The following is a 21,124-nucleotide window of genomic DNA, read 5'->3' on the forward strand; positions in this document are numbered from 1 at the left end:
GCTATTGCAGGTCAAGCTGAACCGTCGCCGACGCACGGGCAACTTCATCCACAGGGGCACCATGACATATTTCTCGGCGGGTGCTGCGGGCGAGGTGGTTGCGGTTCGCAGCGGCTGCTACGGTTCAGAGGGTGACTTGATCATGGAGTGGTAATCATGGATGCCTGCTTTTCGAACCGAGCCGTTCGGTCACAGCGCCGTCACCACACTCCGCGGTCAGGACGTTCTGCAGCCTTGACCCTGCTTGTGTGCGGCGCTGCGGCGTGGGCGTCGGCGACGGCGCAGACGACCGTGCCCAGTGGTCAGCAGGTCGATAAGTACGGGGCGGTCGATCTGGGCGTGCTGTCGATGGAGGGCGGCACGATCATTTTTCGGGACGGCTTTTTCGGACCCTCAACCGCAACAAACGCTGTGCTTGCCAATGGCTGGATTGCCGCTGCGGGTTACTCGGCCCGGGTCGAATTTCGAGGAGACACCGCCGTCCCGGGTGCAAGCTATGGCGTCTCGTTTCCGACCGACGGCATGCACATCGCGGCCAGCGACGCGGAAAACCTGTTTCCGCTCGATGCGATCAACAAGGGACAGTTTTTTCAGACGGGTAACGGGCAACTGATCCTGGGTGGCGGTGCGCGTTTCGTCAATGATGTTTTTTCGACTTACTGGATCCAGAACGATCTGGGCATGGAGCGCTCTTCGGATCTTGCGCGGTCGTCCTTCGTGAATCGGAGCGGGTCGGTCATCAAGGCGTCCGGCACGGGAACGAGCGTATTCGCGCTGCCGGTGCAACACGATGGCGGCAAATTCGAGACATGGTCGGGCACGCTTCACCTGGCCGCCGGTGGATACCACGACACCGCCACCTTCTATGCCGACGGGCTTGGTTCCAACACGAGCACGTACGGTGTTTCCTTCGCGGGCTCTCATGTGTTTACCGGTATCACCACGACGGAGACCGGTGGTCTGCTGTTGAACCAGCGCAGCCGCATCGCTCTGGTGCGAGGCGGGAACTTTGATTTCGCAGAGTGGCGGCAGCGCGCAGTTTTTCTCGTCGACGGGTTTCAGAGCCGCATCGAGATCGGGCCCGACGCGACGCTGCACAACACCGGAACACTGTTGACGGCGGGTGGTGGTGCGTTGGTGGCGGTGGGTGCAGGGACGTCGCCGCTCCTCAATCCGGGCCGCGGCCAACTGGTCAACGAAGGCTTTTTTACGGGCGTGCTGCTGGGCAGCCGCGAGTCCGGCCCCTGTTCGAACGATCGATTCGGCGACACCTGCGTGATCGACGTCCGCAACGCGCGGGGGGGCGAAATGACCTTTCTTCCGGTGCCGGAAGACGATCCGCTTTTTCCTGATAACGCCTCCGATTACAACGCCATCGGCGTCTTCGAGAACGCCGGCCGCGTGCGCGTACCCGGGATTGTCGACCCGCTCACCGGGCTTGCGACGGTGGTGGATGCCGACACCTTTACCCAGAATCGGCAGGGCGTCGCCACGCTTTTCAATACCCCTGAACTGGTGATCGACGCGGATGGTGAGCTTCGCGTCGGAACTTTCAGCCAGCTCGAGGGTGATACGGTGGTCAATGGCAGGCTGACCGGGGATCAGATCGAATTCCTCGGCGGTACGCTCAGCGGTACCGGCACGATTGGCTATGGCTCCGGCGGTTTCAACGGCCAGATTTCGACGGGTGCCGTCACGATCGGGCCGGGCAACTCGCCCGGCATCCTCACCATCGATGGCAACCTCGATGCGAACGGCACGATTTTCGACATTGAAATCGGCGGACGCCTCGCGGGCATCGAGTATGACCAACTGGTCGTGCTGGGTCAGGCGAATCTGCTGGACAGCATCGTGAACCTGCGCTTCATCGATGGCTTCGTTCCCGATCAGGGCGACGTGTTCGAATGGCTGGTCGCCGACCCGCCATTCGTCGGTCTTGCACCGCTGACGGTCCATGTCTTCAGCGACCTGGCCGTGATCGAAGGCGAAACCGACGGTCGCAGGTTCTATGTCAACGCAGTGACCCCGGTACCGCTGCCGCCTGCCGCCTGGCTTTACGGAGCAGGGCTTCTGATGGTCGCCGGGTTCGCCCGGCGGAGCCGGTGATTTCCGCCTGAATCCGCCGCCTTAATCCGAATTGATCGGTTCAGACAAGCGGTTTTTTGCGTCGAGGACAGTGATTTGGCTGGCGACCATTTGGTCTGCACCCTGACGCAGCGCCATCGGCTGGACCATCTGGCCAGGTTTGGCCATGCCGCACGCTGCTAGAAGACGTTTTTCCACTCCCGCAGGACTGTGAACACCTCGACCGGGCTTTTCAGTTTGCGACCGGCGTGTGCTTCGGCGGCGCCGATGATGGCTGCCTCGCGCACGCGCAGGAAGGGGTTCGTCGCGAGTTCTTCGGCGAGCGCGAACGGCACGCTGGGCTGATCAGCGGCACGGAGCTTCGCGACGCCCCGGGCGCGTGCGATCAGTGCCTGGTTGTCCGGCTCGACCGCCTGTGCGAAGCGCAGATTGGATTCCGTGTACTCGTGCGCACAGTAGATGCGCGTGTGCAGCGGCAGCGAGGCAATGCGCGACAGCGAGTGCCACATCTGTTCCGCCGTGCCTTCGAACAGCCGGCCGCAGCCAGCGGCAAACAGCGTGTCGCCGCAAAAAAGTGCATCGTTGCCGTACCAGGCGATGTGGCTGCGCGTGTGGCCGGGTACTTCGAGCACGGTCAGGGCGACGCCCAGCCAGGGCAGGTCGATGCGCCGGCCCTCCGCCACCGGATCGGTCACTTCGGCGATGCGCTCGTCCGCGGGCCCGTAGACGCGTGCGCCGGTCCGACGCACCAGTTCGGCGACGCCGCCGATGTGGTCGCCGTGATGGTGCGTGATCAGGATGGTGTCGAGCGTCAGGCGGTGCCGCTCGAGTGCCGCGAGTACCGGTGTGGCGTCACCCGGGTCGACCGCCAGCGCGCGTGTTCCGTTTGCGACCAGCCAAAGATAATTGTCGCCAAACGCGGGTATCGGATATATCTTCATCCGCCCGATTCTGGCGTGAGGCTGAAGCAATGACAATGCGTCCGTCTCACGCGTGACGATCCACCGCCCCGTAAAACATGTCGATTCCCGGTTTGCACGAATGGCTCGATACCCCCCAGGGACACTACGTCCAGCGGTGGGAACACGCACAGGTGGACCAGATGGTGGCCGACGTGTTCGGTTACAACGCGGTACAGATCGGCCTGCTGCAGCACGACTATCTGCGCGCCAACCGGATGCCGTTCAAGCTGTACAGCGACGATGCGCGACCGGGGCCGATGCCGGCGCTGGTGTGCGATCCGGTACATCTGCCGTTTCCGGCTACCAGCGTCGATCTGGTGGTGCTGCCGCATGTGCTCGAATTTGCCGCCGACCCGCACGCCGTTCTGCGCGAGGTGGAGCGCGTGCTGGTACCGGAAGGTCAGGTGCTCGTGACCGGCTTCAACCCGTTCAGCCTGTGGGGCGCACGGCGGCGCCTGCAGGAGCGCGAGCCCTTTCCGTGGAATGGCGACTGGCTGTCGGTGCCGCGCCTGCGCGACTGGTTCAAGCTGCTCAGCCTGGACACGCAGGCGGGCTGCTTCGGTTGCTACCGCCCGCCGGTATGCAGCGAAAAATGGCTGGCGCGCTGGAGTTTCATCGAATCCGCCGGTGACCGCTGGTGGCCCTTCCTGGGCGGCACCTACGTGCTGCAGGGTGTCAAGCGGGTGCATGGCATGCGCCTCATCACGCCGAAATGGAGCGATCGCCGCGCTGCCGCGCGGGCCGTGGCCAGCGTCGGCAGCGCGAATCGCAATACCGTGCCGGACCGTAAGTTCGGCACCTGAACCTGGAGCAAGTCTTGGACGACGTGATCATCTATACCGATGGTGCCTGCAGCGGCAACCCGGGCCCGGGCGGCTGGGGCGCGCTGCTCAAGTGCGGCGCCGTCGAACGCGAACTGTCGGGCGGTGAGCGCGCGACCACGAACAACCGCATGGAACTGATGGCGGTGATCGAGGCGCTCAACGCATTGAAGAAGCCGGTGCGCGCCGTGGTCTATACCGATTCGCAGTATGTGCAGAAGGGCATCAGCGAGTGGATACACGGCTGGAAGCGCAAGGGCTGGAAAACGGCGGGTGGCGACCCGGTCAAGAATGTCGACCTGTGGCAGGCGCTTGATGCGGCGGCACGGGTGCATGAAGTCGAGTGGAAGTGGGTCAAGGGCCATGCCGGCCACCCGGAAAACGAGCGCGTCGACCGTCTGGCGCGCGACGCGATTCCCGTGCGCGGTGCGTGAGCGCGACGGCTGGCTGTAGAATGCGCCGCGCAGTGGCCCGACCTGTTCCCGGACTTTCCCCTCCATGAAACGCCAGATCATCCTCGACACCGAAACGACCGGACTGGAATGGCAGAACGGCGACCGGTTGATCGAAATCGGCTGCGTCGAAATGGTCGGTCGCAAGCGCACCGGCCGGCAGCTGCATCGCTTCGTCAATCCGGAGCGCGAGGTGCCCGAAGGCGCCGTCGCGATCCACGGCATCACGACCGAGTTTCTGGCCGACAAGCCGAAATTCCGCGATGTGGTGGCGGAGTTTGTCGATTTCGTGCGCGATGCCGAACTGGTCATCCACAACGCCGCCTTCGACGTCGGTTTCATCGACAACGAGCTCAACATGCTCGGCCTGTCGCCGCTGCGTGACATCACCCTCGGCCCGCCGATCGATACCGTGCGCATGGCGCGCGACATGTTCCCCGGCAAGCGGGCCAACCTCGACGCACTGTGCGAGCGCTTCGGCATCGACAACACGCACCGTGAATTCCATGGCGCGCTGCGCGATGCCGAACTGCTGGTGGAAGTCTATCTGGCGATGACGCGTGGTCAGGAAAGCCTGATCATCGATCTCGAGCCGGATGCCGCAGCGGTGCGCAGTGCCGCGCCGACGCGCGTTTCCGGTGCATTGCGCCGCGTGCAGGCGAGTGACGCCGAGCGTTCGGAACACGAGCGCGTGCTGGCGGAGATCGACAAGGCGAGCGGCGGCGCCACGGTATGGCGCGCCATCGAGCCGGTCACGCCGGCATGAACATGGGGTCTGCCGGTACGTGCCGCCAGACCCTGCCGGGGCAGGTTTCTTGCTTCGGCCTTCCCACATTTCCGGACGCTGCGCCAACCCGGCGCTGACGTACGGCGATGCATAACCATGACAGGAGACCCCGAATGAGTGCGCAGAAAATTCCCGCCACCCTGATACCCGGCGACGGTATCGGCCCCGAAATCATGGATGCCGCGCTGGCTGCGCTGGACGCCGTGGGTGCGCCGTTCGAATGGGATACCCAGCCGGCCGGCATGGGCGCGCTCAAGACGCATGGCGATCCGTTGCCGGAGGCGACGCTGGAAAGCATCCGCCGCACCCGGCTCGGCCTGAAGGGCCCGCTGGAGACGCCGGTCGGCGGCGGCTTCCGCTCGATCAACGTACGCCTGCGCGAGGCGTTCAAGCTGTACGCCAACATCCGTCCGGCGCGCACGCTGATCCCTGGCGGCCGCTACGACAACATCGACCTCATCGTCTGCCGAGAAAATCTCGAAGGCCTGTACATGGGCTACGAGCACTTCATCCCGATCGAGGGCGACCCGCACGCGGTGGCCATGTCGACCGGCGTGAACACCCGCCAGGGCGCGCGCCACATCCTCGAATACGCGTTCGAACACGCGATCGCCCTCGGCCGCAAGAAGGTGACCGTGGTGCACAAGGCCAACATCATGAAGGCGCTGACCGGCATCTTCCTGGAGACCGCCGAACAGATGTACGAAGAGCGCTACAAGGGCCGCATCCAGTTCGAACAGGTCATCGTCGACGCCTGCTGCATGAAGCTGGTGATGAACCCCTGGCAGTTCGACGTGCTGGTCACCACCAACCTGTTCGGCGACATCCTGTCCGACCTGACCGCCGGTCTGGTCGGCGGCCTGGGCATGGCGCCGGGCTCCAACATCGGCGCCGACGCAGCGATCTTCGAAGCAGTGCATGGCTCGGCGCCGGACATCGCCGGCAAGGGCATCGCCAATCCGACCGCCCTGGTGCTGGCGTCTGCGCTGATGCTCGACCATGTCAAGCTGCAGGACAAGGGCGACATCATCCGCAAGGCGGTGTCGGATACGCTCAACATCGATAATGTGCGCACCGGCGATCTGGGTGGCAAGGCGTCGACGAAGCAGTACACCGACGCCCTGGTCGCGCGCATCCGCAACAGCTGATCGCTGCCGGGGCTGTCGCCGCGGCGGCTCTCCACGGCTGGCCTCGCATGGCCAGCCGGCTTAACGGGCGGCAAGCAGTGCTGAGATCATCGTTGTGCAGAGTGCGTATCGCGGCGAGGCCGCCGCTCCCACAGGGACAGCTCCCACGAGCTTCTGTCCCGACACCGCCGCGCGGATCCCGAAGACGGGGCGAACGCTCCGGCAGGGTGCGTCTTCACGCTTCGTGAGTCGGTGCGCTCAGCGCAGATTGCCGCGGTAGCGCTGCACGTCGATCACGCTGACCGGGCTTGCGGCGTTACCCCAGCTACCGCGGATGTGTGACACGACCAGCGCAATGTCCTCGTCGCTGAGACTGGCGGCGAATGGCGGCATGCCGAAGGGGCGCGGGTTGCCTTTCGTGGCCGGGGCAAAGCCGCCGCCCAGCACGATGCGCAGCGGATTGGCCGGCGGGTCCAGCGTCACCGCCCGGTTGCCGTCGAGCGCCGGGTAGATGTTGCCGGATCCTTTACCATTTTCACCATGGCAGCCCGCGCAGTGGTCAACGTACAACTGCGCAGCGCGGGCGCGCTGCGCGTCGTCGAGCGCGACGACCCTGCCGGCGACTGCCACCGGAGGTGTCGCAGGCAACGTCTGCAGATAGGTCGCCATCGCGTCCAGATCGTTGGCGGACAGATATTGCGTGCTGCCGAATACCACCTCGGCCATCGGTCCGGCGACCGACGCGTTGCGCGAGATGCCGTCGCGCAGCAGCGCGATGACCTCGTCGCGTTTCCAGTCCTGCACGCCCGCCTCGTGCGGTGAGCCCAGCGACGGCGCATACCAGTTCTGGCCGGCCATCAGCCCGCCGGCCAGCTTGTCCGCGTCCTCGCTGGCGCCCAGCGCGTTGCGCGGCGCGTGGCACGCGCTGCAGTGGCCGAGCCCCTGAACCAGATAGGCCCCGCGGTTCCAGGCCGCAGACTGCGACGCGTCGGCCTGGAATACGGCCGGCTTGAAATACAGCGTGCGCCAGGCGGCCAGTGCGGCCTGCGAGTCGTACGGGAAACGCAGCACGTGCGGCCGGCTGGCTTGCCGGGTCGCGGGCAGCGTCCGCAGATAGGCCCACAGCGCATCGGAATCTTCGCGCGTGACATGGGTGTAGCTCGTGTAGGGAAAGGCCGGATAGAGCAGCCGACCGTCGCGCGAGCGACCTTCGTGCAGCGCCCGCCAGAAATCCTCGGCCGTCCAGCGGCCCAGGCCGGTGTCGGGGTCGGGGGTGAGATTGCTGGTGTAGAAGGTGCCGAACGCGGTGTCGATGGCGCGCCCGCCGGCCCATGGCGTGCCGCCGCGCGCGCTGTGGCAGGCCATGCAGTTGCCGGCGCGCGCCAGATACTCGCCGCGTGCGACGAGTTCGGCCGGCGGAGTGGCGGAGCGGGAGGCGTCGGCGACCGGCAGCGCGTCGGCGCCGGTGTCGTGACCGGTCGACCACCAGACCAGTGCCGCCAGCAGCGCGAGCAGCGGAAGGATCAGGGCGGCGCGCTTCATCGCGCGGCGCCCCCGGCCGTCTGCGAGGCTGGCACGCCACCGCAGCGCAGCGGCAGCTCGCGCGTCGGCATGGCAGCAGGTTTGGCGCCGGCCGGCACGGTTTGCGCAGCCAGCCATTGCGATACCGCGCCGATGTCGTCCGCGCTCAGTTGCTTGACGATCTGTGCCATGCAGTCCGGTGCATGCGCCTGTCGGATGCCGCTTTTCCAGGCGCTCAACTGGGCGGCCAGATAGTCGCGCGGCAGGCCGATCAGCCCCGGAATCGCGGGCGCGGCACCCATCAGGGCGTCGCCATGGCAGCTGGCGCAGGCCGGCAGGTCACGCGCGGCGTCGCCTTCGCGCACCAGTTTTTCGCCGCGCCCGAGTGCGGTACTGGGGCCGGTCGCGCGCACGGCCGGGTAGGGCAGGTCGAGTGCGGCGAAGTGATCGGCCATGTCGCGCAGGTAGTCGTCACCCAGCGTCTGCAGCAGTTCGGACATCAGGGGGTACTGACGGCGACCGTCGCGGAAATTCAGCAGCTGGTTGTGCAGATAGCCGGCCGGCTTGCCGGCAATGCGCGGGTAGTAGCCGTCCGGGCCGGCGCGACCTTCGGCGCCGTGACAGCCGGTACAGGCGAGTACGCGCTGCGCCATCGTGTCTTCGACGACCGGCGCGGCAAGTGCCGAAAAGGACATCACGGCGCAGCAGGTGAGCAGCAGGCGCCGTATCGGCAGACGGACAGGACGGGGTTCAAACAGTTGTTTCATCGGAACGGACGGGGCGGGCAGACGGGAGACGGTCAGGCCGGATGATAAGCGGCGCGCCCCGATATGCACGGTTATGGTGCGATGCCGTGTGCCCGTCGGCGCGATCAGAGGCGGCGGATCTTGTGCAGCACCCCGGTGGTCGAGCGCTCGTGCTCGAAGGCGATGGACTCGACCCGGCCCCCCCACGCCAGCACTTCGCGCGCACCGACGATGCGGTCGATCGGCCAGTCGCCGCCCTTTGCCAGCACTTCGGGACGACAGGCAAGAATGAGGTCGAGCGGGGTATCGGCGTCGAACCAGGTGACCAGACTGACCGATTCCAGTGCCGCGATCACGGCGGCGCGGTCTTCCAGCGGATTGACCGGACGATCATCGCCCTTGCCGAGCCGGCGTACCGAGGCATCGGCGTTCAATGCCACGATCAGCGAGCTGCCAAGCGCGCGCGCCTGTGCCAGGCAGGTCACGTGACCGCGATGGAGGATATCAAAGCAGCCATTGGTGAATACCCGCGGCCCGGGAAGATCGGCGGCACGCGCCGGGAGGTCGGCCGGCGCGCACAGTTTGGCCTCGAAAGCCGGGATGCCGCCCCGCATCAGGCGGCCGTGGCGAACTGCTTGCGGAAGCGGTTCAGGTCGCTGATGGTCTTGAAACTTTCGCCGAACAGCGAACTGAGATTGCGCAGAATGCCGCCGATGACGCGCGCCTCGCAGTCCTTGTCGAAACGGATCTGCTGGTCGAGCCAGTGTTCCAGCCAGTCAGGGTCGGGCAGGCGGGACTGGATGGTATCGCGCGGATACAGTGACTTGCTGACGTGCAGATTGGTTGGATGCAGCGGCTTGCCGGCGCGTCCGCTGGCCGCCATCAGCATGCCAATCTTGGAAAACGCTGCACGCGCGGTGTCGCCGGTGCGCTCGATCGCACGCTTCATGTACTTCAGATAGGCCCCGCCATGCCGCGCCTCATCGCGCGACAGCAGGCCATAGATGTGCTTGATGACCGGCTCGGTGTGCCATTCAGACGCACGGCGGTACCACTGGGTCAGCCGCACTTCGCCGCAGAAGTGCAGCATCAGCGTTTCCAGTGCCGGTGCGGGATCGAATTCGAAGCGCACTTCGTGCAGTTCCTGCTCGGTCGGTGCCAGGTCGGGCCGGAAGCGACGCAGGTATTCGAGCAGCACCAGCGAATGCTTCTGTTCCTCGTAGAACCACACCGACATGAAGGCGCAGAAGTCGGAGTCGTCGCGGTTGTCGCGCAGGAACATTTCGGTCGCCGGCAGCGCCGACCACTCGGTGATGGCATTCATCTTGATGGTCAGCGCCTGTTCGTCCGACAGCAGCGACGCATCGAAACCGTCCCAAGGCACGTCTTTGTCCATGTCCCAGCGGGCGGATTCGAGTGACTTGAACAGTTCGGGGTAGAGCATGGGCGGGCTCCTCGGGAAAACGCCATTTTACGCGAGCACAAGTCAGCATGATGAATGCTGTACGTGTACGACCGGGCAGATCAAACCACGTTCAGCCCGCTGCCGGTAAATGAAATAGACGGATGAAAGGGGCGCTATCGAGCCTGAGCGGCGTGCCCGGTGCATATTTCAGGAGAAAGTCCCGGCCGGTTGGCATCCGCCGGGTGAGTCCGCGCGTCAGTTGAGGGCGGCGACCGACGCAGTCGGCAGCCGCGCCGCACGCCACTCGGCCAATGCGTCGGGGACGGTGCGGATGGCACCGATGACGGATACGCCCGGGATGCCGGCCAGTCGTTCGTGCGCACCCGCGCCGCCGACCCAGATGTCCACCGTGTCCGGCAATGATTCGCGCAGGGTACGAACGCCGGCGAGTGCCTGGCGCAGCGGGTAAGCGGCGCTGAAGGAGAGTGCCACGATGTCGGCTGCCGAGGTCAATGCCGATGTGCGGATGTCGGTCAGTGGCATGCGGGGCCCGAGCGAACAGCACTGCGCGCCTTCTGACGCCAGCATCACCTCCACCATCAGCAAACCGAGGCCATGTTCCTCCTCCGGCAGGGTGGTGAGCAGGACGCGCGGCGGCGCGGCCGGCCGGGTGTAACTGGCGAGGGTGCCGCGCAGGAAGCTTTGCACCTGCTCGGTATAGAAGTGCTCTTCCGGAACGCCCAGTTCGCCGCGTATCCAGGCTTCGCCGATGACCACGTTGAGCGGCGCGACCAGATCGGACACCAGGGCCTGCAGTCCCCGTTCGAGCAGACTGCGCTGGAACAGGTCGCGCAGTGCGGGCACGTCGTGGCGCCGTATCGCCGCAAGTACCTCATCGGTCGGCACGCCGCCATCCGGCGTCACCGGCGCGCCTGCGCCGCGTTCCGCCTCGACGATCCGCTGCAGCTCCGCCTCGCTGGCGGCCAGCAGCTTGCCCGGCCGCCAGCCCTGGTCGATCAATCTGCGGATCAGGCGCAACCGATTGACGTCTTCCGGCGTATACAGACGCTCGCCCGATTCGTCGCGGACCGGCAGAGGAAATCCATAACGCCTTTCCCACACGCGCAACGTGTCTTTGGGAAGGCCTGTTTCGCGTTCGACGGCGCTGATCGTCATTCGACCGAAACTGTTGGCGTCATGTTTCATATTGTCCTGGACAAACCATTGACACGGCGTTCAATGAGCCCTAGATTAAGAGCGATAGAGGGTTTTGTCCAGGACAAAATTGGGGAGTCAGTCATGAAGCACGCTGCTGTCGCGGGTCTGTTTTTCGCCGGAATGGGTGCCTTCAGCAGTGCGTGCCTGGCGCGCATGCCGGGTGCAGACGAGCCGTCGGCCACGGCAAAGCCTGCGCAGGTTGCGCTGGCAGTGCCGGCAGGTGCCGCGCACAAACTGACGCCCAATGAAACGCTCATCCATCTGCATCGCGCGGTGACCGGCATTCATTTCCTGCCGCCGGCGTTTTCCGAAACGACGGTGCGCTGTTGCGAGCCCAGCCGTGCGTCGCGCTGACTGGCTGTTCGCCGCCGTCTTCACATTGACGACCGGAGCTGCCATGGCCGAATCCTGCCCGACCCTGCTTGACCGTTCGCTGCCCGGCCTGCTCGACGGCAAGCCGAAATCGCTGTGCGAATTCAGCGGCAGGGTGCTGCTTGTCGTCAATACCGCGAGCCGTTGTGGTTTCACCCGGCAGTACGATGGGCTGGAGAAACTGCAGTCACGCTTCGGTGCGCGCGGCCTCACCGTGCTCGGTTTCCCGTCGAACGATTTCGGCAATCAGGAGCCGGGCAGCGACAAGGACATCGCGGAGTTCTGCAGCATGACCTACGGCGTCAAGTTCCCGATGTTCTCGAAAACGGCCGTGAAAGGGGCGCAGCGTCATCCGTTTTACGCAGACCTCACGCGCCTGACGGGCGTCGAACCTGGATGGAATTTCCACAAGTACCTGATCGCGAGAGATGGCAGCACGATCACCTCTTTTCCGAGCAACGTGGCGCCGGAATCGCCCGAAATGATCGCCGCCATAGAAGCTGCGCTGGCGCGTTGATTCAGGTGTCAATTTACCGTTCGTGGGTGGTGTCAAGGTAAAGTTACGCTTGATGCGGCGGGATGGTCCGGCCGCACATCATCCGATGCGGTTTCCAGGAGAATTATGAGGATTGCAGTCGTGGGTTCCGGAATCTCCGGACTCGCAGCCGCATGGCTGCTGTCGCGCGAACACCAGGTCACGCTGTTCGAACAGCACGATCGTCTTGGCGGCCACTCGAACACGCTGGATGTCGAACTGGACGGCGTACGCCACCCGGTGGACACCGGTTTCATCGTGTTCAACCGGGCGACCTACCCGCACCTGTGCGGTTTGTTCGCACATCTCGGCGTCGATATTGCGGACAGCGAAATGAGTTTCGGCGTCAGCCTGCAGGACTCCGGCATCGAGTGGAGCGGCAGCAGCCTGGCCACGGTGTTCGCCCAGCCGGCGAATCTGGCCCGGCCGAGGTTCTGGCGGATGCTGCAGGACATCATGCGCTTCAACAGCGAAGTGACCGAGCGGGCGGCCAATGGCAGCGCGGAGCACCTGTCGCTTGGAGAGTTTCTGGTGAAGCATCGCTACAGCGAGGCCTTCCGGGACTGGTATCTGCTGCCGATGGCGGCGGCGATCTGGTCCTGCCCGACGCGTACGATGATGGCTTACCCGCTCGCCACGTTCGCCCGCTTCTGCCATAACCACGGATTGCTGCGCGTGAATGACCGGCCGCAGTGGCTCACCGTGCGTGGCGGCTCGCGCGAGTATGTGAAGAAACTCGCCGCGCTGTTGTCGGACGTGCGACGCGGTTCGGCCGTCACCCGTGTGCGCCGGGCGGAAGACGGCGTCTGGATCGATGCCGAAGGTGCATCCCACTGCTTCGATCAGGTCGTCATGGCCAGCCACTCGGATGAGTCGCTGGCCCTTCTGGGGGACGCTGCGACGTCGGCCGAGCAGCGGCTGCTGGGCGCCATACGCTACCAGCCCAATCAGGCGGTGCTGCACACCGACCAACGGTTGTTGCCGCGCAACCGGCGCGTCTGGTCGGCATGGAATTACCTCGCGGGCGAAGGCGCACCCGACGAGCGCCCGGTCAGCGTGTCCTACCTGATGAATCGACTGCAGCCGCTGCCCTTCAGTCAGCCGGTCGTGGTGACGCTGAACCCGTTCATCGAACCCGATCCGGCCAGCGTGATTGCGCGCATCGAATACGCGCACCCGCTGTTCGACGGCCCGGCGATCGATGCCCAGCAACGGCTGCCGGAGATCCAGGGCCGTGATCGCATCTGGTACTGCGGCGCCTGGACGGGCTACGGCTTTCACGAGGACGGCTTGTCATCCGCGGTGCGCGTGGCGCGGCAACTCGGTGCCGACGTGCCCTGGCAACGCAGCGAGCCGGTGCTGGCTGCATGATGGCTGCCAGCGATGTCAGCCTGTGCCGCGGCGCGGTGATGCATGAGCGGACCGCACGGGTCCGTCACCGCTTCGCGTATCAGTTGTTCTTCATGCGCTTTCGTCTCGATACGCTGGGCGCATCGAAAATTCCGATGCTGGCGCTGAACCGATGGGCGCCGTTGTCGTTGCACTACCGTGACCACGGCGCCCGCGACGGATCGCATCCGCTGCCGTGGATACGCGCATTGCTGGCGCAGGAGGGGTTGGCCGGCGTTGATGGGGACGTGGTCCTGCAAACCATGCCGCGGCTGTTCGGTTATGTGTTCAACCCGGTCAGCTTCTGGTTCTGTCACGACGCGGGTGGTGCCTTGCGCGCCGTGCTGTGCGAGGTGAGCAACACCTTCGGCGAACGCCATGCCTACCTGGTGTCGCATGACGACCGCCGGCCCATCCTGAATGGCGAATGGCTGGAGACACGCAAGGTGTTTCACGTGTCGCCCTTCTTTCCGGTCAGCGGTCGCTACCGCTTCCGTTTCGACCAGCGCGGTACCCAACATGCGGTGGCGATCGATTATTTCGAAGGCGCGGAACGGCAGCTGCGCACCCGTGTCTCAGGGCGCGCGGTGCCGATGAGTCGTGCTGTCGCGTGGCGTGCGCTGGCGGCTTTCCCGCTGATGACGCTGGGTGTGATTGCGCGCATACACATCCAGGCTTTTCACCTGTGGCGGGCGAATGTGCCCTTTTTCAGAAAACCGGCTCCTCCAGTACAGGAATTGACCCGATGAACCAACCGGATGCCATGGTCGCGCTCGCGCGACACGGAAAGCTTCCATCGGCCGCGCGCCATATATTCAAACTGCTTGAGCGTATCGAGCACGGCTGGCTGATGATGTCGCTGCCGGATGGAGAGATGGTGTCTTTCGGCGGCCGCGGCGAGCCGGTCGAAATGCGCGTTCTCGACTGGGGCGTGTTCGACCGCGTGATCGCACGTGGCGACATCGGTCTCGGCGAAGCCTGGTTCGACGGCCTGTGGGACACCGACGAACTCGGCCGCGTATTGACGCTGTTCGCGCAGAACCGCGACGCCCTGCAGCGCGCGGTGCACGGCAACCTGCTGGCACTGGTGTTTGCGCGCATGCGTCATCTTGGCCGTGCGAACACACGACGAGGCAGCCGCCGGAACATCGTCGCTCACTACGATCTGGGCAACGAGTTCTACGGTCTGTGGCTGGATGGCAGCATGACCTACTCGAGCGCGCTGTATGAGGGCGATACCCGGCGCGACCTGGAAACGGCGCAGCTCGCCAAGTATCAGCGCATTGCGCGGGTGATGGATTTGTCGGCCGACGACAGCGTGATCGAGATCGGTTGCGGCTGGGGTGGTTTTGCCGAGGTCGCGGCGCAGCGTGCCGGGGCGCGCGTGCACGGTGTGACCCTGTCTCCCGCACAGCTTGCGTGGGCACGACAGCGCGCCGAGCGCGGTGGCTACGCCGACCGCGCGACCTGCGAATTGCGTGATTATCGGGATCTGCGCGGCAAGGCGTCGCACATCGTATCGATCGAAATGCTTGAAGCCGTCGGCGAGCGCTGGTGGCCGACCTATTTCTCCAAGCTCGACAGCCTGCTGGCGTCCGGCGGGCAGGCGGTGATCCAGACGATCAGCATCGCTGATGACCTGTTTGCGCGTTACCGTAAAGGAACTGACTTCATCCAGCAGTATATTTTCCCGGGCGGCATGCTGCCCTCGCCCAGCGTGTTCGTGCAGCAGGCGGAAAAAGTCGGCTTGCAGGTGCGCGACGATTTCCGCTTCGGGCTTGATTACGCCCTGACGCTGGCACGCTGGCGCGCCACGTTCGAAGCGCGCACCGACGCCTTGCGCGCGCTGGGTTTCGATCGTCGCTTCCAACGGCTGTGGCGCTTCTATCTGGCGTATTGCGAAGCCGGTTTCCGTGCCGGTTCGATCGACGTTCATCAATTTCATCTGGAGAAAACCTGATGCGCCGAATTCTTGCCTTGTTGTTGATGGTCGCCGGCATCGCTTCCGCCCAGCCTCTGGCGGGGGCTGGCGACGTTCTGCCCGACCTGAAGCCGCTCGGCAAGGGTGAAATGCGCTGGTTCGGCTTCAAGCTGTATGACGCCTCGCTGTGGGCCAGTGGCGGCACTTATTCGCCGGACGGCGGTTTTGCGCTGAGCATCCGCTATGCCCGTTCGTTCGAAGGCTACAAGCTGGCCGAAGCCAGCATCGACGAGATCAAGCGGCTGGGCGAACGCGACAAGAAGCGGCTGGCGCGCTGGAAGGACATCCTGACGGGCGTGTTTCCCGACGTGAAGGAAGGCGATGTGCTGACTGGCGTGAAGATGCCGGACGGCAGCGCGCGCTTCTTCCATCAGGGCGTCGAACTGCCGGCCATCGAAGACAAGGCGCTGTCCGATGCCTTCTTCGCCATCTGGCTTGACGCCCGCACGCGCGAGCCCAGGCTGCGCACGCGCCTGCTTGCCGAGTCGCCTCCGTCCAGTTGAGACCGGCGCGACTGTTTGCCTATGGCGTGCTCGGCGCGCCGCTTGCCGCCGCGGCACTGCCCATCTACGTACATATACCGAAGCTGTACGCCGACAGCTTCGGTGTGTCGCTGACGGTACTGGGCATCGTACTGTTCGCGGCGCGCCTGCTCGACGCGCTGGTCGACCCGCTGATCGGTGCTGCCAGTGACCGCGCACGGGGTCGCCGCCGACTGGTGTGGATGGGTCTGCTGCCACTGGCGCTCGGGTTGCTCGCACTGGTGCGCCCGCCTGAAGGCACCGACCCGGTCTTCTGGCTGATCGGTGCGCTGGCGCTGGTCTATGCCGGCTACAGCATCAGCAGCATCAACTATTACGCCTGGGGCGCCGAACTGTCGGCGAAGCCTGCGCTGGGGACCCGGCTGGTCGCGGTGCGCGAAGGCTGTGCACTGGTCGGTGTCGTCGCGGCATCCATCGCGCCCGGCTTGCTGTCGCCGGATGCCGCACAGGGTCTGTGGCAGGCGGTGCTGTACTGGCTGCCGTTGCTGGCGGTGAGTGCCATCATCACGCTGTTTGCCGTGCCGGAGGCGAGCCGCGAGCAGCCGATGCGGCACGAGCCGCTGCGTGCCGTGCTCGGCGAGGTGCTGCGGAACCGGCGCTTCCGTCGCCTGCTCGCGGTGTTTGCGCTCAACGGGATCGCGTCGGCGATTCCGGCCACCCTGGTGCTGTTTTTCATCGCCGACGTGCTGGGCGCGGCAGAGCGGGAAGGGCTGTTTCTCGCGCTGTACTTCGTCGCCGGCGTGCTGGCACTGCCATTGTGGACGCGCCTGTCCGACCGCTACGGTCGCGCGCGCAGCTGGGCTGCGTCGATGGTGCTCGCGATATCGGTCTTCGCTTGGGCGTTCACGCTCGGCCCCGGCGATGACGTGGCCTTCATGCTGATCTGCGCAGCATCGGGCATTGCGCTCGGCGCTGACCTCGCGTTGCCGGCGGCGCTGGTGGCCGGCCTGGTCGGCCGGCGCGATGAGCCGCTGTCGGCTGGTGGCAGCTTCGGCGTGTGGAACTTCGTCACCAAGATGAATCTGGCGCTGGCGGCCGGTCTGGCGCTGCCGCTGCTGGGCGTGCTCGGCTATCAGCCCGGCGCCACCGACGCCGATGCACGACTGGCACTGGCCGCGGTCTATGGGCTGGTGCCGCTGGCGCTCAAGGCGGCCGCCTGCGTGCTGCTGTGGCGTCATGCGGACTGGCTGGAACCGGAAGTGGAACCCGAATTGAACAATGAAGCAGGAACGGACATGGCAACCGAATCGGAATACGGAGGACTGAAATCGTGAGATCGATGTTGTGGCGGATGCGGAACTTCATCGGCGCGCTGTGCGCCGCCGTGCTGGTGGCCGGGTGTGGTGGCGTGGCGGTCGATCGTTATGCAGGGCAGAAGCCCGCCATGGACCTGCGCACCTACTTCAACGGCACGATCAATGGCTGGGGCATGTTCCAGGACCGTGGCGGCGAGGTGATCAAGCGCTTCACGGTGCGCATCGAGGCGCGCTGGGAAGGCGACACCGGCACGCTGGATGAACACTTTTCATGGAGCGACGGCACGACCAGCCGCCGCGTCTGGACCATCCGGGATCTGGGCAACGGGCGCTACACCGGCCGTGCCGACGACGTCATCGGCGAAGCGACCGGTGAGGCAAGCGGCAGTGCGCTGCGCTGGCGTTACGTGCTGGCGCTGCCGGTCGATGGCAGCGTCTACAACGTCGACTTCGACGACTGGATGTACATGATCGACGACAAGGTGATGCTCAACCGCTCTGCAATGAGCAAATTCGGCATCCACCTCGGCGAGGTGACGCTGTCGTTCACCCGCGGCGCGCCCTGATGTTCGCGCCGCTGAATCCGCCGCTGGCCGACTGGTCGGGCAAACGCGTCTGGCTCATCGGCGCATCGTCCGGCATCGGCGAAGCGCTGGCGCGCCGGCTGATGGCCGACGGCGCCCGGGTGGCGTTGTCGGCGCGCAGTGCGGACAAGCTCGCGCAGCTGGGTTCGCTGTCTCCCCAGGCCGTGGTGCTGCCGCTCGACGTGGCCGAACCCGACGCACTGACGCGTGCGGCCGCCACGCTGACCGCGCGCTGGGGCGGCATCGATGCCGTGCTGTTCGTCGCCGCACGCTATCAGGCCGTGCGTGCCTGGGAACTGGATCCGGCGGACATCGACGCCACGCTGAACACCAATGTCGCCGCCGTCATGAAGGGCTGTGCCGCAGTGCTGCCCGGCATGCTGGCCGCGCAGTCGGGTGCGCTGGTCATCCTGTCCAGCGTGGCGGGTTATCGCGGCCTGCCGAAGGCCATCATCTACGGTGCGACCAAGGCTGCGCTGATCAACTTCGCCGAAACACTCTTCATGGACGTGCGGCCGCGCGGGCTGGGCGTGCATCTGGTCTGCCCCGGCTTCGTCGAAACGCCGCTCACCGCTCAGAACGACTTCAAGATGCCCGCCCTCATTTCCTCCGACGAGGCGGCAGGGCACATCCTGAACGGCCTCGCCCGCGGCGAGTTCCACATCCACTTTCCGCACCGCTTCACGCGCTGGCTGCTGCTGCTGCGACTGCTGCCCTACCGGATGTATTTCGCCGCCGTGCGGCGGATGACCGGGCTTTGACGCCCAACGACGCGTGGCTCAGCGCACCTCGACCGTCGCGGCGGTGTCGCCCCGACGCATCGCGAGCCCCGCCAGCCAGTCCAGCGCGCAGTAGAACGCACCGGCCGCGATCGGCGGATTGGCGGCGGTAAACGGCAGCCCCGGAACGAGCAGCGCCCAGGTCCAGTTGCCCATCGCCGTGCCGTACAGTTCCATCAGCAGTGCAAGCGCGAACATGGTGCCGTACAGCCGGGGTGACGGACCGTACCGGATGCACAGCAGGAAGAAGGCGAACAGCAGCAGGCTGATGGTGTCGGCCTCCAGCCACGCGAAGGACAGGACCAGACCGGCGCCCAGTGCCGGAACGGCGTCCGGCAGTGAAGCGGGCAGCCGCTCGGTGAGCCACATGCCGAGCGCGAACAGCAGCACATGGCCGGGCGGCACGAACAGCGGCAGATTGCCGAGCCGGTATTCGTACAGCCCCCAGACCAGCGCGAGCACGATTTCGCCGAAGGTCGCCCACGCCAGGCAGACCAGCCACAGCCGGCGATGGTCGGTATCGGCGCGCCAGCACAGCAGGCCGAACAGCATCCAGGTCCAGATGGACACCACCGGCTGTGCCCAGGCGTAGGCCTGCCCGTCGAGCCACAGGCCAGCGACGATGGTGAGCACGATGATGAGGGCGAAGCGTTGTGTCATGGCGAGGCGGGTGCAATCACGGGTGGTGTGCGGCGGAAAGGCGCGACCGGGGCGCATGGTAAACTCCGGGCCTTGAAAAATCGCGGGTTTTCCCATGTCCGGCAACACTTTGGGCACGCTGTTCTGTGTCACATCCTTCGGTGAATCGCACGGCCCGGCGATCGGCTGCGTGGTCGATGGCTGCCCGCCGGGGCTGGCGCTGACCGCTGCCGACATCCAGCATGAACTTGATCGGCGCAAGCCCGGCACATCGCGTCACGTGACGCAGCGGCGCGAGCCGGACGAAGTGGAAATCCTGTCAGGGGTGTTCGACGGTGTGACGACCGGCACGCCGATCGCACTGCTCATCCGCAACCAGGACCAGCGTTCGAAGGACTACGGCAACATAGCCGAAACCTTCCGCCCGGGGCATGCCGACTACGCCTACTGGCAGAAGTACGGCATCCGCGACCACCGTGGTGGCGGCCGTTCGTCGGCGCGCGAAACCGCGGTGCGCGTGGCGGCCGGCGCGATCGCACGCAAGTGGCTGAAGGAGCGCCACGGCATCGACATCCACGGCTGGATGAGTCAGCTCGGTCCGCTGCGCATCAGCTACCGTGACCGTGCCGCCATCGCGGACAACCCCTTCTTCGCCCCCGACGCGGCCATCGTGCCCGAACTCGAGGCCTTCATGGACACGCTGCGCAAGTCCGGAGATTCCTGCGGCGCGCGCATCGATGTCATGGCATCCGGTGTGCCGGTTGGCTGGGGCGAGCCGGTGTACGACCGGCTGGATGCCGATATCGCGCACGCCATGATGGGCATCAATGCAGTCAAGGGTGTCGAAATCGGCGCCGGTTTTGCGAGTGTCGAGCAGCGCGGTACCGAACATTCGGACGAAATGTCGCCGCAGGGCTATCTGTCGAACAATGCCGGCGGTGTGCTCGGTGGCATTTCAACCGGACAGGATGTGCGCGTATCGATCGCCATCAAGCCGACTTCGAGCATCCGGCTTGACCGCCATTCGATCGACAAGGCGGGCAACCCGGTCATCGTCAACACGCACGGCCGTCACGATCCGTGTGTCGGCATCCGCGCGACGCCGGTAGCCGAAGCCATGCTGGCGCTGGTGCTGATCGACCATGCGCTGCGCCACCGCGCGCAGTGCGGCGACGTCGAATGCGCGACGCCACGCATCGCCGCTGCGGCGCCGGCCGACGTGATCGCCGGCATCCGCGCGCAGCGCGACGCGGCGGTCGATGATCCGGAGCCGGACGAGGCCTGAGGGTGCGTCAGCCGGCGACTGCCGGGTTCAGCGAGTAAACCCCGGTCAGCTTCGCTTCTCCGAGTACCCGGCCAGCCATGGCCTTGAGTGCATCGGCGGCGGTGAAACGCCCGTCGACCGGCAGCCGCTCGATGTCCAGCGCGTACAGCGTGAACACGTAGTGATGCAGGATTTCGTCATTCCACGGCGGGCAGGGACCGTCGTAGCCGTAGTAGTCGCCCTTCATCTGCTCGTCGCCGGCGAACCAGGCCGTGTAGTCATTGATGCCCTGGCGCGTGCCGCGCGGTCCGGTCGGTCCCGGCTTGCCGCACGGCGTCACGTCGGACGAGAACTCGCCTTCGGCGATTTCCCCTGACGGGGCGAGATCCACCAGCACCCAGTGCGAAAAATCGGTGCGCGGCAGACTGGCCGGCACGGTGCGTCCTTCCTGATTCACATCGTCCGGCCGGGTCGGTACGTCCGGATCGTTGCAGATCAGTACCAGCGACCGGGTGCCGGTCGGCAGGCCGGACCAGGCGAGATGCGGGTTGCGGTTCGCGCCCAGGCAGACGTGGCCGGTGGCGGCCGGAATACAGAAGGCGTTTTCGCCCGGAATGCGGCTGTTGTCTGCGAAGTTGTTGCTCGTCAGTTTCATGCTT

At 65.6% G+C, this 21,124-nt stretch carries 23 protein-coding genes; 14 read left to right on the top strand and 9 right to left on the bottom strand.

Going from position 1 to position 21,124, the window contains the following annotated elements; translation table 11 throughout:
* The first annotated feature begins 234 nt into the window (after positions 1-234).
* Positions 235-2,106 (top strand): hypothetical protein, encoded by a 1,872-nt coding sequence (locus tag ACTIFF_RS13105; protein WP_439537228.1) that lies wholly within the window; start codon positions 235-237, stop codon positions 2,104-2,106.
* A 158-nt stretch (positions 2,107-2,264) separates the two neighbouring features.
* Here the strand turns inward: ACTIFF_RS13105 and gloB are convergent, their stop codons facing one another.
* A complete protein-coding gene (gloB, locus tag ACTIFF_RS13110) occupies positions 2,265-3,026 on the bottom strand; it encodes a hydroxyacylglutathione hydrolase (protein ID WP_439537229.1) in 762 nt (253 codons plus the stop codon).
* A gap of 77 nt (positions 3,027-3,103) precedes the next feature.
* On the opposite strand from gloB, the gene ACTIFF_RS13115 reads away from it, so the two are divergent.
* The 4 genes from ACTIFF_RS13115 to ACTIFF_RS13130 all read left to right on the top strand — a co-directional run bounded on the left by ACTIFF_RS13115 (position 3,104) and on the right by ACTIFF_RS13130 (position 6,255).
* Positions 3,104-3,850, top strand: coding sequence for a class I SAM-dependent methyltransferase (locus ACTIFF_RS13115; protein ID WP_439537230.1), 747 nt, complete (start codon positions 3,104-3,106; stop codon positions 3,848-3,850).
* Positions 3,851-3,864: 14 nt separating this feature from the next.
* Complete coding sequence (gene rnhA, locus ACTIFF_RS13120; protein ID WP_257079984.1) at positions 3,865-4,302, top strand: ribonuclease HI; 438 nt, start codon at positions 3,865-3,867, stop codon at positions 4,300-4,302.
* 64 nt (positions 4,303-4,366) lie between these two features.
* Positions 4,367-5,086, top strand: a complete 720-nt coding sequence (gene dnaQ, locus ACTIFF_RS13125; RefSeq protein ID WP_439537231.1) for a DNA polymerase III subunit epsilon — start codon at positions 4,367-4,369, stop codon at positions 5,084-5,086.
* Positions 5,087-5,220: 134 nt separating this feature from the next.
* A complete protein-coding gene (locus ACTIFF_RS13130; protein ID WP_439537232.1) occupies positions 5,221-6,255 on the top strand; it encodes an isocitrate/isopropylmalate dehydrogenase family protein in 1,035 nt (344 codons plus the stop codon).
* 237 nt (positions 6,256-6,492) lie between these two features.
* On the opposite strand, the gene ACTIFF_RS13135 is transcribed toward ACTIFF_RS13130, so the two are convergent.
* The 6 genes from ACTIFF_RS13135 to ACTIFF_RS13160 form a co-directional block, all read right to left on the bottom strand.
* Positions 6,493-7,776, bottom strand: a complete 1,284-nt coding sequence (locus tag ACTIFF_RS13135) for a c-type cytochrome (RefSeq protein WP_439537233.1) — start codon at positions 7,774-7,776, stop codon at positions 6,493-6,495.
* Positions 7,773-8,522, bottom strand: coding sequence for a c-type cytochrome (locus ACTIFF_RS13140; protein ID WP_439537234.1), 750 nt, complete (start codon positions 8,520-8,522; stop codon positions 7,773-7,775). The genes ACTIFF_RS13135 and ACTIFF_RS13140 overlap by 4 nt, the downstream gene beginning before the upstream one ends.
* Positions 8,523-8,626: 104 nt before the next feature.
* Positions 8,627-9,115, bottom strand: a complete 489-nt coding sequence (locus ACTIFF_RS13145; RefSeq protein ID WP_439537235.1) for an adenylyltransferase/cytidyltransferase family protein — start codon at positions 9,113-9,115, stop codon at positions 8,627-8,629.
* Positions 9,115-9,945 (bottom strand): ferritin-like domain-containing protein, encoded by an 831-nt coding sequence (locus ACTIFF_RS13150; RefSeq protein ID WP_439537236.1) that lies wholly within the window; start codon positions 9,943-9,945, stop codon positions 9,115-9,117. The genes ACTIFF_RS13145 and ACTIFF_RS13150 overlap by 1 nt, the downstream gene beginning before the upstream one ends.
* Positions 9,946-10,161: 216 nt before the next feature.
* The gene (locus ACTIFF_RS13155; RefSeq protein WP_439537237.1) at positions 10,162-11,082 is read right to left on the bottom strand and encodes a MerR family transcriptional regulator; all 921 of its coding nucleotides are present in this window, start codon (positions 11,080-11,082) and stop codon (positions 10,162-10,164) included.
* A gap of 117 nt (positions 11,083-11,199) precedes the next feature.
* The gene (locus ACTIFF_RS13160) at positions 11,200-11,523 is read right to left on the bottom strand and encodes a hypothetical protein (RefSeq protein ID WP_439537238.1); all 324 of its coding nucleotides are present in this window, start codon (positions 11,521-11,523) and stop codon (positions 11,200-11,202) included.
* On the opposite strand from ACTIFF_RS13160, the gene ACTIFF_RS13165 reads away from it, so the two are divergent.
* The 8 genes from ACTIFF_RS13165 to ACTIFF_RS13200 all read left to right on the top strand — a co-directional run bounded on the left by ACTIFF_RS13165 (position 11,522) and on the right by ACTIFF_RS13200 (position 18,544).
* A complete protein-coding gene (locus ACTIFF_RS13165) occupies positions 11,522-12,013 on the top strand; it encodes a glutathione peroxidase (RefSeq protein ID WP_439537239.1) in 492 nt (163 codons plus the stop codon). The two genes, ACTIFF_RS13160 and ACTIFF_RS13165, sit on opposite strands and share 2 nt — an antisense overlap.
* A 120-nt stretch (positions 12,014-12,133) precedes the next feature.
* On the top strand, positions 12,134-13,402 hold the full coding sequence (locus ACTIFF_RS13170; RefSeq protein WP_439537240.1) for an NAD(P)/FAD-dependent oxidoreductase: 1,269 nt from the start codon (positions 12,134-12,136) through the stop codon (positions 13,400-13,402).
* Entirely contained in the window at positions 13,402-14,169 is a 768-nt protein-coding gene (locus ACTIFF_RS13175) for a DUF1365 domain-containing protein (protein ID WP_439537241.1), read from the top strand. The genes ACTIFF_RS13170 and ACTIFF_RS13175 overlap by 1 nt, the downstream gene beginning before the upstream one ends.
* Entirely contained in the window at positions 14,166-15,380 is a 1,215-nt protein-coding gene (locus tag ACTIFF_RS13180; protein WP_439537242.1) for a class I SAM-dependent methyltransferase, read from the top strand. The genes ACTIFF_RS13175 and ACTIFF_RS13180 overlap by 4 nt, the downstream gene beginning before the upstream one ends.
* The gene (locus tag ACTIFF_RS13185) at positions 15,380-15,904 is read left to right on the top strand and encodes a chalcone isomerase family protein (RefSeq protein ID WP_439537243.1); all 525 of its coding nucleotides are present in this window, start codon (positions 15,380-15,382) and stop codon (positions 15,902-15,904) included. Before ACTIFF_RS13180 ends, ACTIFF_RS13185 begins: the two co-directional genes overlap by 1 nt.
* Entirely contained in the window at positions 15,901-17,217 is a 1,317-nt protein-coding gene (locus tag ACTIFF_RS13190; RefSeq protein ID WP_439537244.1) for an MFS transporter, read from the top strand. Before ACTIFF_RS13185 ends, ACTIFF_RS13190 begins: the two co-directional genes overlap by 4 nt.
* A gap of 5 nt (positions 17,218-17,222) precedes the next feature.
* A complete protein-coding gene (locus tag ACTIFF_RS13195) occupies positions 17,223-17,765 on the top strand; it encodes a DUF3833 domain-containing protein (protein WP_439537308.1) in 543 nt (180 codons plus the stop codon).
* A complete protein-coding gene (locus tag ACTIFF_RS13200) occupies positions 17,765-18,544 on the top strand; it encodes an SDR family NAD(P)-dependent oxidoreductase (RefSeq protein WP_439537245.1) in 780 nt (259 codons plus the stop codon). Before ACTIFF_RS13195 ends, ACTIFF_RS13200 begins: the two co-directional genes overlap by 1 nt.
* Before the next feature lie 18 nt (positions 18,545-18,562).
* Here ACTIFF_RS13200 and ACTIFF_RS13205 read toward each other — a convergent pair whose 3' ends face one another.
* On the bottom strand, positions 18,563-19,222 hold the full coding sequence (locus ACTIFF_RS13205) for a hypothetical protein (RefSeq protein WP_439537246.1): 660 nt from the start codon (positions 19,220-19,222) through the stop codon (positions 18,563-18,565).
* A 94-nt stretch (positions 19,223-19,316) separates the two neighbouring features.
* Between ACTIFF_RS13205 and aroC the strand changes: the two genes are divergently transcribed.
* Complete coding sequence (gene aroC / locus ACTIFF_RS13210; protein WP_439537247.1) at positions 19,317-20,486, top strand: chorismate synthase; 1,170 nt, start codon at positions 19,317-19,319, stop codon at positions 20,484-20,486.
* Positions 20,487-20,493: 7 nt separating this feature from the next.
* Here aroC and ACTIFF_RS13215 read toward each other — a convergent pair whose 3' ends face one another.
* Entirely contained in the window at positions 20,494-21,120 is a 627-nt protein-coding gene (locus ACTIFF_RS13215) for a YbhB/YbcL family Raf kinase inhibitor-like protein (RefSeq protein WP_439537248.1), read from the bottom strand.
* Between the last annotated feature and the right edge of the window lie 4 nt (positions 21,121-21,124).

It is taken from the genome of Methyloversatilis sp. (assembly GCF_051861465.1).
Classification (GTDB): domain Bacteria; phylum Pseudomonadota; class Gammaproteobacteria; order Burkholderiales; family Rhodocyclaceae; genus Methyloversatilis.

Coding starts and splice junctions, on each gene's coding strand:
- gloB (WP_439537229.1), bottom strand. CDS start 3,026: ATGAAGATATATCCGATACCCGCGTTTGGCGACAATTATCTTTGGCTG.
- ACTIFF_RS13115 (WP_439537230.1), top strand. CDS start 3,104: ATGTCGATTCCCGGTTTGCACGAATGGCTCGATACCCCCCAGGGACAC.
- dnaQ (WP_439537231.1), top strand. CDS start 4,367: ATGAAACGCCAGATCATCCTCGACACCGAAACGACCGGACTGGAATGG.
- ACTIFF_RS13130 (WP_439537232.1), top strand. CDS start 5,221: ATGAGTGCGCAGAAAATTCCCGCCACCCTGATACCCGGCGACGGTATC.
- ACTIFF_RS13135 (WP_439537233.1), bottom strand. CDS start 7,776: ATGAAGCGCGCCGCCCTGATCCTTCCGCTGCTCGCGCTGCTGGCGGCA.
- ACTIFF_RS13140 (WP_439537234.1), bottom strand. CDS start 8,522: ATGAAACAACTGTTTGAACCCCGTCCTGTCCGTCTGCCGATACGGCGC.
- ACTIFF_RS13145 (WP_439537235.1), bottom strand. CDS start 9,115: ATGCGGGGCGGCATCCCGGCTTTCGAGGCCAAACTGTGCGCGCCGGCC.
- ACTIFF_RS13150 (WP_439537236.1), bottom strand. CDS start 9,945: ATGCTCTACCCCGAACTGTTCAAGTCACTCGAATCCGCCCGCTGGGAC.
- ACTIFF_RS13155 (WP_439537237.1), bottom strand. CDS start 11,082: ATGACGATCAGCGCCGTCGAACGCGAAACAGGCCTTCCCAAAGACACG.
- ACTIFF_RS13165 (WP_439537239.1), top strand. CDS start 11,522: ATGGCCGAATCCTGCCCGACCCTGCTTGACCGTTCGCTGCCCGGCCTG.
- ACTIFF_RS13160 (WP_439537238.1), bottom strand. CDS start 11,523: ATGGCAGCTCCGGTCGTCAATGTGAAGACGGCGGCGAACAGCCAGTCA.
- ACTIFF_RS13175 (WP_439537241.1), top strand. CDS start 13,402: ATGGCTGCCAGCGATGTCAGCCTGTGCCGCGGCGCGGTGATGCATGAG.
- ACTIFF_RS13180 (WP_439537242.1), top strand. CDS start 14,166: ATGAACCAACCGGATGCCATGGTCGCGCTCGCGCGACACGGAAAGCTT.
- ACTIFF_RS13185 (WP_439537243.1), top strand. CDS start 15,380: ATGCGCCGAATTCTTGCCTTGTTGTTGATGGTCGCCGGCATCGCTTCC.
- ACTIFF_RS13195 (WP_439537308.1), top strand. CDS start 17,223: ATGTTGTGGCGGATGCGGAACTTCATCGGCGCGCTGTGCGCCGCCGTG.
- ACTIFF_RS13200 (WP_439537245.1), top strand. CDS start 17,765: ATGTTCGCGCCGCTGAATCCGCCGCTGGCCGACTGGTCGGGCAAACGC.
- ACTIFF_RS13205 (WP_439537246.1), bottom strand. CDS start 19,222: ATGACACAACGCTTCGCCCTCATCATCGTGCTCACCATCGTCGCTGGC.
- aroC (WP_439537247.1), top strand. CDS start 19,317: ATGTCCGGCAACACTTTGGGCACGCTGTTCTGTGTCACATCCTTCGGT.
- ACTIFF_RS13215 (WP_439537248.1), bottom strand. CDS start 21,120: ATGAAACTGACGAGCAACAACTTCGCAGACAACAGCCGCATTCCGGGC.